Genomic DNA, 10,360 nt, shown 5'->3' on the forward strand with positions numbered 1-10,360 from the left:
CTCCCTACTCCCTACTCCCTACTCCCTACTCCCTACTCCCTACTCCCTACTCCCTACTCCCTACTCCCTACTCCCTACTCCCTACTCCCTACTCCCTTTTCTATAGTGCTAGGGCTGTGCTTTTGGATCACCATACTTAATCAAAAGTGCGATCGCTATACTCACAACCAAAATTAACATCATACTCAAAGCTGACCCAAATCCCCAGTTTTGAGTAGCTCCTAAAAACTGGTTATAAATCAATCTTGCTCCAGTCATACTCGATGCTCCCCCTAGCAATTCCGGATTAATAAAATCCCCTAATCCAGAGATAAATACCAGCAAAGAACCTGCAGCAATTCCTGGTAGAGTTTGGGGTACAGTTACTTTCCAAAACGTTTGATAGGGATTTGCCCCTAAATCCGCCGCCGCTTCTAACAACCGTTTGTCTAACTTTTCTATAGACGCATAGAGAATCAAGACCATATATGGCAGAAAGCTGTAAGCCATGGCAATCAATACAGCAGCACTACGATTGAGCAAATCCAACCCTGGTAGTCCAAGACTAGTCAGGACTGTATTGAGAACCCCAGTCGGTCGCAGAATGCTAATCCAGGCATAAGAACGCAGTAGAGAGGATGTCCACAACGGTAAGATAAAACCCAGCAGCAGTAAATTTTGCCACCGCTTGGGTGCTAGCTGAGCAATCCAATAAGCCACAGGAAATCCTAGCAGAAGACAAATCACAGTGGTTCCCATGGCCAAAAAAAGTGATCGCCCCATCACTTGCAAGATTACTGGATCAAATACCCGCAAATAATTATCAATACCAGAGGGATTGACCACATCTCCTGGTCTAATGTTGGGTACCAAACTTAGTTCAAAAATCACTAGGGTTGGCAGCACCAACAACAAAGCTAACCATATACCTGCTGGACTGAGCAATCCTAGGGGTTCTAACCACTGCCATCGTAATTGTCTCTTATCTTGCATAACTGGGGATTCAGCAATGTTATCAGTAACGCTTTCAGTGTTATTTATCATTAGTTCTTAGTCATTATTCCAAGACTTATACCAATTTTATTAAAAAATGCTATCTTTCTTTTATATATAAATTTAAAACTCTCTCTTAAAAATTAGAGTGATTATTTATTATTTTATCACTTATGGTTTTTTATTCGTTATAATAACATTTATCAATAGCGTTTCGCTCTTTTTGATAGGTATTTTTAATGATATTTTTATTGCTACCGTTCCGTACTATTTTCCTAAACTTTAGGGTGTTGAAAAGGGCTAATTCCTAACTCCTAAGCACTGGTCAACTGAGTCCAGTATCGGTCATAAAGTTCGCTAACCTCGTCAACAGGTGCAAGACCTTCACAACGTTCTAACGCTGATTGTTCTGGAAACAAACTTTGATCCTCTTGGATGTCACGGGACAATAGCTTAAAGGCTTTCTGGTTTGGTGTGGCGAAGCTCAACCGTTCACAAATTTGAGCAGCAACATCTGCTTCTAACATAAAGTTAATCCAAGCGTAGGCACCCTCAAGATTGGGAGCTGTTTTGGGAATTGCCAAGGTATCGGTCCACAAGGAAGAACCACTTTTCGGTAGCACGTACTGCAAATCTGGGTTTTCTGCCATGATGTCAACAGCATCGGAGGAGTAACACATCGCAACCCATAAATCCCCAGTCAGGATTTGCGATCGCCAAGCATCAGAAGAAAATGAAGCAATACTTGGTTTTAACTCCACCAACGTTTCATAGGCCTTTTTGATCTCCTGGGGATTGGTAGAGTTGTACGAGTAACCCAACATTTTCAAAGTTGCACCCATCACTTCTCGCACATCGTTGAGCAAAGTCATCCGTCTCGATAATTTATCTTTATATTGCCAAAGATAGCTCCAATCCTCCGGTACCTTAGATAGTTTTTTGGAGTTGTAAATCAAACCTGTTGTTCCCCAGCTCAGAGGAATACTGTGCAAATTGTTGGGGTCATATATAGGATTGAGGAACTTATAAAACAGTCGATTTATTCCGATGATGCGTTCAAAATCCAGTTTCACCAACAGATCCAACTCCACCATCTTCCGCACCATGTAGTCAGACGGGTAGATAATGCTATAGGCTCCACCCCCAGAAGCCTGAAGTCGAGCAAGCATAGCTTCGTTGGAATCAAAGACATCGACTACAGCTTTGATTCCAGTTATTTCCTTAAAGCGGTCTAGTAGCTCATCATCGGTATAGTTAGTCCAAGTGTAGATAAATAGTTTATTTCTGTCACCTGGTGAAGGAGGTGTTGGTCTGACCTCAGCTAGAGTCCAGCCACATCCAGACAAGGTTAGACCTGATAGGGTAGCGACCGTGGCTAGCTGTAAAAAGTTGCGCCTTGTAGGGCGTTTTAGTAATGATTGTCGATCCTTAGAAAGCACGATTGAAAAGGTTGAAGGTTGACGTTTGTTTTTGCCCAGGCGTCCATTTTAGGGTAGGTTGAAGAAAGTTATTCACAACGGATTACCGATTACCCATTACCCGAAAATGGATAGGATAATTAATCCAGCGGATTTTATCTAGTCAACAAATAAAAATCTCTTGCTCTACTCAGCACTATTTTCCAAGCAAACTAGGCTCAAAAACTACCGAAATCCTCAAATTATTCCTCCAACACTCGACAATCCGTGGGTGCCCAACGAGCATAAATTGTCGTGTGAGGGTCTGGTAACTTGTTATTGGTGTTGGCCAGTATGACTCTGAGACAGTCGCCACTGAGTAACTCCACCACACATTGAATATGAGTACCCAGGTACATCGCGTGTTTGAGACGTCCTTCAAAGCAATTCATTGTAGTAGTAGTAGTTGTTGTTGTTGGGGGGGAAAGACTAAGGCGAATTTTCTCTGGTCGTACACCTACTACAATATCCTGAGCATTAGAATTATCCAGGACTTCTTTAACGGATGGAGACTCAACCACAATCTTGATACCAGTCTTGGTGGTAATTTCAAGTGTGTCGGCATCGGACCGTTGCAGACGACCTTTAAATAAATTGGTATCACCGATAAAGTCCGCCACAAAGGTTGTCCGAGGATTTTCATAGATTTCTCTGGGGGAACCAACTTGCTCAATTTTACCTGCACGCATCACAGCGATACGGTCAGAAAGACTCATAGCTTCTTCTTGGTCGTGGGTCACCATCACAAAGGTTAACCCCAGGTCTTGATGGAGATTTGACAGTTCCACCTGCATCTGTTTGCGCAGCTTGAAATCTAGCGCTCCCAAAGGTTCATCCAACAACAGCACCGCTGGTCGATTAACTAATGCTCGGGCTAATGCCACTCGTTGCTGTTGACCCCCAGACAATTGAGGGGGATACCGATTCGCCAATCCCTCCAGTTTCACTTGTTTGAGGGCTGCTTTGACTCGTTCCTCAACCTCCAATGAGGGTAGCTTTTTTAGCCGTAGACCGAAGGCAATATTTTCGGAAACACTCAGGTGATTGAATAGAGCATAACTTTGAAAGACAGTATTGACAGGTCGGCGGTGTGGTGGAATATGATTCATCGAGCGTCCCTGAATCATTACCTCCCCAGCTGAAGGCATCTCAAATCCCGCTACTAAACGCAAGGTTGTAGTCTTGCCACAGCCAGACGGACCAAGAATGCTAAAAAATTCTCCTCGACGGATAGTTAAGTCAACACCACGAACAACAGTCTCGGTGTCGAACACTTTAAAAACCTTCCGGAGTTCAACATCAAGTTTAGCTGTAGTCGTAGTAGTCGGACGTGGTTCTTTAACAGTCGTTTGAAACATGGTGGTTATTTCAGCAGTAGTGATGCCCCCAGAGTCATGCCTCGTCTGTCTGCATCTGTGCAACACGGTTTCTCTCCTTGGGTTTATTTTATCCTCCAACCTAAAAATACTCCTGCAGTAGCTAAACAGATCTGCACTGATCCAGTAGCTGAGGTGCAGAAGTAAATTGCTGGGTATTAGCCGTGACTAGGTATTAAGCTAATGGTAAGAGCTATTAGAACAGGGGCAAATCAGAGCCTCCTTAATCAAGGCTTTGGGGCAGATCTAGGTGAATTAGTGTGGGCAATCCCAAGGGCATATTCCAATTCTGCTCACTACACCCGGTCACCCTCAACCCCATACCCAGTTTTAACCGACAAGCTTGGGGCGTGAGTCCTGTTGTTTTGTTGTCAATTGTCAATCCTTAATTCTTAATTGAAAAGGGAGACTTATTCGGAATCAAAGCCAATAGGTTACTGGGATTGATCAGGTGACTATTCGCCTTAATTGCCCAATTCCGTGTTCTCCAAGTGCGATTCCCCATTCTCAGACCTCTGACGATGACATTAATTCAGCCTTCCTTATCTCCATTTGCAGTGCATCGATCTAATTCCCGCACTGTCGGACGCAAATACCAATCCGTAGTGATTATGGTACTGATTAGCCTATTCTTGCTGGGGGGAATTGCTTCCCGTTTAGCGTATTTACAGCTAGTTCAAGGGGAACGCAACCAACAGCTGGCAGAAAATAACCGGATTCGTCTGATTCCCAAGCCCCCTATACGGGGCAATATTTTTGACCGTAAGGGAAGAGTATTAGCTAGCTATCGGTTGTCTCACTCGGTATTTGTGTGGCCGATGGTTCTTAGGCAGGAGCAATGGCCCCAAACTCGCAAACGCCTGTCCCAAATTTTGAAGATACCAGACGCTGAGATTCAAAAGCGTCTGGAACAAGCGGGCTATAACTCTCCTTACCTACTTCGGATTGCCCGTGGTGTTACTCCCGCTCAAGTTACTGCCTTGGCTGAGTACAGCAATGAATTACAGGGGATAGAGGTGGATATTGATGCCTTGCGGTACTATCCCCATGGACAGCTATCGGCTCACGTTCTAGGTTATACTGGAGAGCTGGACTATGAAGAGCTGCAACGGCGTAAACCTGACGGCTACCGCCTCGGTGATGTGGTTGGCAAAATGGGGGTGGAGAAGTCCTATGAGCATCTGCTACGGGGAGAATGGGGCGGTCAGCAAGTAGAAGTTGATGGTGCTGGACGAGTCGTCAGGGTTCTGGGTCAGAAACAGGCACAAGCGGGTAAACCTATCCATATAACCATCGATATAGATGTGCAGAAGGCAGCCGAGGCAGCATTAGGCGATCGCAAAGGGGCAGTCGTGGCTATAGACCCCAACACCGGTGCTGTCCTCGCAATGGTTTCTCGTCCAACCTTTGACCCGAATATTTTCTCGACTCGCATCACCTCAGAAACCTGGCGAAAGCTACAAGGCAGAGGGAATCCGTTTATCAACCGGGCAATGCGAGGGTTTCCTCCAGCCAGTACATTTAAGGTGGTCACGGCTTCGGCGGGTATGGAATCTGGTCGGTATTCTCCCAAAACTGTTTTACAGACTTATCCTTACCTGTATGTCGGTGGTCATGCCTTTGGGGAGTGGAACCGAGCCGGATTTGGTCCAATGGGATTTGTGGGTGCTATGGCTTGGAGCAGTAACACCTTCTTTGGTCAAATCGGTCGAGGGGTTGGGGGGAAAACCCTGATTGAATGGGCTCGTAGATATGGCTTTGGTGAAAAAACTGGTATTGAGTTATCCGGCGAATCCAGTGGTTTGATAGTGGATGATGCCTGGAAGCGGAAAAACTACAATTGGGGATGGACCGTTGGGGATACCATAAATATGTCTATTGGTCAAGGGTTTACCCTAGGAACACCCTTACAATCCTCGGTGATGTTTTCTGCAGTTGCCAATGGTGGCTATCGGGTTAAACCCCACTTGCTCAAGAACAATCAGGATGCTATTAAAGGGCGAGTGTCCATCAATATGAAGCCATCAACGATTCAGACCCTGCGCCGAGGATTGCGAGCTGTGGTGACTGGGGGAACAGGAGCGGCATTGAGGGTGCCAGAGTTGCCTCCTGCCGCTGGTAAGAGTGGAACAGCAGAGGCTCCTCCTGGGAAACCTCATGCTTGGTTTGGTGGTTTTGCCCCCTATGATAAACCCGAGATTGCGGTTGTTGCTTTTGTGGAACATTCCGGCGGCGGTGGAGGTTCAGTGGCAGGACCAATTGTGCGCCAGGTGATGGAGGCTTATTTTAAGCATAAATAGTAATTAGTTATGTTTAATTACCAACAGACTCTGGTCAGTAACCTTCGACTCAGGAGCAACCAACTCAGGGCTAACCAAGTTAGGGCTAACCAACTCAACACTAACGACTCAAGGTGTTGACATGATCTGAATTCCCTGACTCGATAATTTGGTTACCCAAAACTCCAAATCTGGGTCAGTAATGTCAATGCTTACTTTCTGTTGAATTTCCTGGGCTTGCTCCTGGGACTCGCACAGGGCAAATACCGTCGGACCTGAACCAGACATCATGGTTCCTATGGCACCACTATTCTCAAAGGCTTCCCGTAGTTCCAAGACTTGGGGGTGATTGGGTAACACCACTTTCTCTAAATCATTGCGCAAGAGTTTTCCAATCTGTCCCCCATCCTTATTGAGGATTTCCTTAACCATCGGACCACTATGAAAACGATTAGCACGGGATTCTAAGTCCTCAGGCTCCCGGATATAGGTTTCCCCAAACTGATTTCGATAAGTCTGATAAGCCCAAGCAGTAGAAACCATCAGACTGCGGTATTTACCCAACACGACATATAGAGAATCTAGTCCCGGTAGGGCAGACAAGCGCTCACCTCTGCCCAGAGCTAGAGCGGTGCCACCAGCCAGGCAAAACGGCACATCCGATCCAAGCTGTGCTGCCAATTGTTCTAATTCCGGGTGGGTTAATCCCAATTGCCACAACATATCGATTCCTACTAACACAGCCGCTGCATCCGTCGAGCCACCAGCTAGTCCAGCGGCTACAGGAATTCGCTTGTGGATAGTAATTTCTACACCGCCCAAGTTAGCAAAGTACTCAGGAAACTCCTCCCACATCAAGGCAGCTGCTTTATAAGCGAGGTTGCTTTCATCCGTTGGCACTTGGGGATGATGACAGTGGACTTTAATCTCCTGTGTACCAATGGCACGGATGTCGATTTGATCAGCTAATTCGATGCTTTGGAGAATCATTGCGAGTTCGTGATAACCATCACCCGCATCACCGATGATTTCCAAATACAGATTGATTTTAGCTGGGGCATTTAGGGAATAAGAATGCATTCTTTATGGTGATCTGATTCGCTAGGGCTATCCATTGAGCAACACTAAGGTCTTCGGCTCGGGCTTGAGGGCTTATTTCTAATTGTTCCAGCAATTGGGTGATGCGATCGCGTTCGATTACAGATTTTAAATTATTGCGCAACATTTTTCGTTTGCTGCCAAAGCCCAGTTTCAATAGTGTCTCCAAGCATCTGGGGTCAGAAGCTGGTGGTTCAGCTAGGCTCGGATGTAACCGTACGACAGCGGAATCGACCTTGGGGGGAGGAGAGAATGCCGAGGCAGGTACATCGCAAATCAATTCACATTTGGCGAGATACTGAACCCGCACTGATAATGCCCCGAATGCTCTAGAACTGGGTTTGGCATATAACCGCTGAGCTACTTCTTTTTGGACTAGCAGCACGATTAAATCAAACCCTGGCACAGCTGGCTGAGTGATGGTACCTAGCAACTTTTCCAGAATCGGACCGGTAATATTATAGGGGATATTGGCAACAACTTTATTGGGTTGTTGGAAATTGGAAAAGTTAGCTAACAAGGTATCTAAGTCTAGGGACAGAAAGTCCCCTTGGAGCAGTAAAAAATTATCTATCTTACCGAGTTTTTTAACTAATAATCGGCACAAGTCTCGATCAATTTCTACCGCCACTACAGACTGAACAAAAGGCAGTAACCGCTGGGTAAGAATGCCAGTACCCGGACCAATTTCTAGAATGCGATCGCTTTTTTGTAAATTAGCGGCTGTCACGATTTGGTTGAGTGCCTCCTCGCTACGCAGCCAATGTTGAGCAAATTTTTTACGAGCTTTTATGGTCATTGCCCAATTTTATAGCATTTCTGAATTCGGTACCCAATTGATAACTTAAGCGCGTAATTACCGATTAATGAAGTATAATAATGATGCTACTGTACAGGATATCAGAGCAAGTTGGGTTAATCACGTCTAATCATATTTAATTAACCAGTAACAAGTAACCAAGTTCCTTGAATTATCATTACTAAACCGACGAACAAGAGCTCAAAGGTTAATCAATTTATTTTCAGGAAGTTTTGGAACAAACCTTGGTTTTGCCAGGCGTAATTCTTGGCAACACGCTTTAACTTGGCAATATTGCTCCGAGTCGCATCATCCATTGCGTCACTAGTGATTTGCGGTTGTAGACGCAGGTAACGAGAAACTGTTGCATCCTCGGATTCTAAGCTACCCATCAACTCTTTGGTAATATACCGGTGAATGTCAGAAGGAGCATCAAATAGCACTTCAATCAATCGTCCTTGCCATCCCCATTGTCCCAATCCCCAGCCTCTAGCTTTTTCCCAAGGAATGGGGCGGTTGGATGCTCCTGTGCCAATGGAGATTATAGAAATTTCCTCAAGGGAATGATTTAAGCGGATCGCTTCAGCTAATGCACAGCTTGAGGGATTATTCGCCCCAACCCCACCATCAATTGCCGAGTAAGTCTTGCTTTGAGTCTTGAGCTGATGGGCTGGAAAATAGGTGGGGGCAGATGCGGAACAGACACAGGCTTCCCATAAGGGAACATCAAAATAATCTTTGTCTTCACGCCAGCTTTTAAAGACAATCGGCATGCGACTAATGGTGTCGTAGGCTGTGATCAACAGCCGAGGTGAATCGTAGATATCCGACAGTTTGGTCGTCCCAAACTGTTCTTTCATCACCTCAATTAACCCCTGATTGGAGTGTTTAGGAGCAGAAAGACCATACTGAAGGATCACCTTAAGCCGCTTTAGTGAAAAACGGCTGGTGTAGCGGAAAATCCTTTCCCCTTTCTGTTCATAAAGTCTAATCATCTCCCGACTGGGGATGCCAGTGGCAATCCCGGCAGCCAAGATTGAACCAGTGGAGGTACCTGCAATTAAATCAAAATACTTGTTGAGGGGCTGGTTAATCTCTTTCTCCAATTCTGCCAAGATTACTGCTGCGATAACGCCCCGAATACCACCGCCATCTAAGCTGAGTATGCGAAAAGTCATGATCCCCCTAAAAACCCACGATGTTGAATTATTCCTCCTACCTATTGTGACGGGTTCTAGTCACTTCCAGGGTGATATTACCTCCAAAATCTGGAATCGGGGCACCAGGTTTGCTTAACTGCACCTGAACTTGCTCCACCTTATCGAATTCTAGAATCGCATTAGCAATTTGAACTGCCAATTTTTCGATCAGGGCACATTTTGAGGTTTTAACCAAATGCTTGACAGTATCAATAGTTTGCCGATAATCCATGGTATCCCTAAGGTCATCACTTTCTCCCGCAGGGCTTAGATCTAGCCACAGGGTCAGGTCTACTTCAAACCACTGTCCTAGGGTCTGTTCTTCCGGTAGGTAGCCAGTGTAACCGTAGCAGCGAATATTGCTCAGTTTAATACAGTCCATCATTTGTCAAGTTTTCCCTCATCTATGCTTTATCACCAAAGTCAACGATTGCCATTAGCGCTACTACTTTGGGTTAATCGCTTTTAAAATCTAATGTTTAAAAATGAGAATTGCTGGAATTTACTACCAGAATTTTTGTCTCAATTCAACCCCTAGCATACAACGATATCTCTTGCTGTGCTTTCACCCTTCGTTCTCTTGGTGCGCGTTCACGCTTGTCGGGACACCCGACCGGGGTCGCACCGCGTCGCAAAAAGTGCGGTGTTGCACCGCTGCCTAAGTCCGCTCCTTTATTAGATTTGTACCCAAGCAATCCATAACCAGGGACTTGTGTTTTATAGTCTTAGTCTGTTCCAGTCTCTAAGGATACTGCTGGAGAAAGGGGTTTCCCGATTTGGGGTTCGGTACCTGTAAGTAGACGCTGGATGTTACTGCGGTGACGGATGATCACATATATGCCAGCAGCAATACCAAATAGCTCATAGGCAAGAGGAGCTTTGGTAAGGTACATCAGTAGGGAAACAGCGATCGCACCAGCAATGGAACTGAGAGAGACGATACGAGAAATGGCCAAGACTACTGCAAATACACCTAGGGTTCCTAACCCTACAGGCCAAGACATGGTAAGGATAACACCTATACTGGTGGCAACGGATTTACCTCCGGTAAAGTTTAGCCAAATGGATTTACTATGACCAAAGATAGCAGCAAACGCAGCTAATGCAACTAACCAGGGTTGCCAGGTTTCAGGGAGTAGGGAAACTTGTGTCAGGGTATAAAAGCCATTGACTAGACTAA

Annotated in this window: 10 protein-coding genes; 2 read left to right on the plus strand and 8 right to left on the minus strand. The window is 45.5% G+C overall.

The genetic code is table 11. The annotated features are described in order from the left end of the window. Window positions 1–108 precede the first annotated feature (108 nt). From F6J94_RS23270 to F6J94_RS23280, 3 genes are all read right to left on the minus strand, one after another. Window positions 109–972, minus strand: a complete 864-nt coding sequence (locus tag F6J94_RS23270) for an ABC transporter permease (RefSeq protein WP_293044577.1) — start codon at window positions 970–972, stop codon at window positions 109–111. Window positions 973–1,286: 314 nt separating this feature from the next. Beyond that, a complete protein-coding gene (locus F6J94_RS23275; RefSeq protein ID WP_293044563.1) occupies window positions 1,287–2,411 on the minus strand; it encodes a spermidine/putrescine ABC transporter substrate-binding protein in 1,125 nt (374 codons plus the stop codon). A gap of 221 nt (window positions 2,412–2,632) precedes the next feature. Beyond that, window positions 2,633–3,787 (minus strand): ABC transporter ATP-binding protein, encoded by a 1,155-nt coding sequence (locus F6J94_RS23280; protein ID WP_293044565.1) that lies wholly within the window; start codon window positions 3,785–3,787, stop codon window positions 2,633–2,635. Window positions 3,788–3,823: 36 nt separating this feature from the next. Between F6J94_RS23280 and F6J94_RS23285 the strand changes: the two genes are divergently transcribed. Both F6J94_RS23285 and mrdA read left to right on the plus strand, forming a co-directional pair. Further along, the gene (locus tag F6J94_RS23285) at window positions 3,824–3,952 is read left to right on the plus strand and encodes a hypothetical protein (RefSeq protein WP_293030110.1); all 129 of its coding nucleotides are present in this window, start codon (window positions 3,824–3,826) and stop codon (window positions 3,950–3,952) included. 410 nt (window positions 3,953–4,362) lie between these two features. Then, on the plus strand, window positions 4,363–6,105 hold the full coding sequence (mrdA, locus tag F6J94_RS23290; protein WP_366510756.1) for a penicillin-binding protein 2: 1,743 nt from the start codon (window positions 4,363–4,365) through the stop codon (window positions 6,103–6,105). Between the two features lie 108 nt (window positions 6,106–6,213). Here mrdA and ispE read toward each other — a convergent pair whose 3' ends face one another. The 5 genes from ispE to F6J94_RS23315 all read right to left on the minus strand — a co-directional run. Beyond that, window positions 6,214–7,164 carry a 4-(cytidine 5'-diphospho)-2-C-methyl-D-erythritol kinase gene (ispE, locus tag F6J94_RS23295; protein WP_293044572.1) on the minus strand — a complete coding sequence of 317 codons (951 nt, stop codon included), beginning with the start codon at window positions 7,162–7,164 and terminating at the stop codon, window positions 6,214–6,216. Then, complete coding sequence (gene rsmA / locus F6J94_RS23300; protein ID WP_293018363.1) at window positions 7,133–7,981, minus strand: 16S rRNA (adenine(1518)-N(6)/adenine(1519)-N(6))-dimethyltransferase RsmA; 849 nt, start codon at window positions 7,979–7,981, stop codon at window positions 7,133–7,135. Before rsmA ends, ispE begins: the two co-directional genes overlap by 32 nt. 212 nt (window positions 7,982–8,193) lie before the next feature. Further along, window positions 8,194–9,159 carry a CBASS cGAMP-activated phospholipase gene (locus F6J94_RS23305; RefSeq protein WP_293018364.1) on the minus strand — a complete coding sequence of 322 codons (966 nt, stop codon included), beginning with the start codon at window positions 9,157–9,159 and terminating at the stop codon, window positions 8,194–8,196. 37 nt (window positions 9,160–9,196) lie between these two features. Further along, on the minus strand, window positions 9,197–9,562 hold the full coding sequence (gene folB, locus F6J94_RS23310) for a dihydroneopterin aldolase (RefSeq protein ID WP_293044580.1): 366 nt from the start codon (window positions 9,560–9,562) through the stop codon (window positions 9,197–9,199). A gap of 343 nt (window positions 9,563–9,905) precedes the next feature. Then, a partial coding sequence (locus F6J94_RS23315; RefSeq protein ID WP_293044575.1) for a glycerol-3-phosphate acyltransferase occupies window positions 9,906–10,360 on the minus strand: 455 nt, incomplete at its 5' end.

Origin of the sequence: Moorena sp. SIO1F2 (genome assembly GCF_010672755.1) — a bacterium.
In the GTDB taxonomy this organism is placed as follows: Bacteria; Cyanobacteriota; Cyanobacteriia; order Cyanobacteriales; family Coleofasciculaceae; genus Moorena.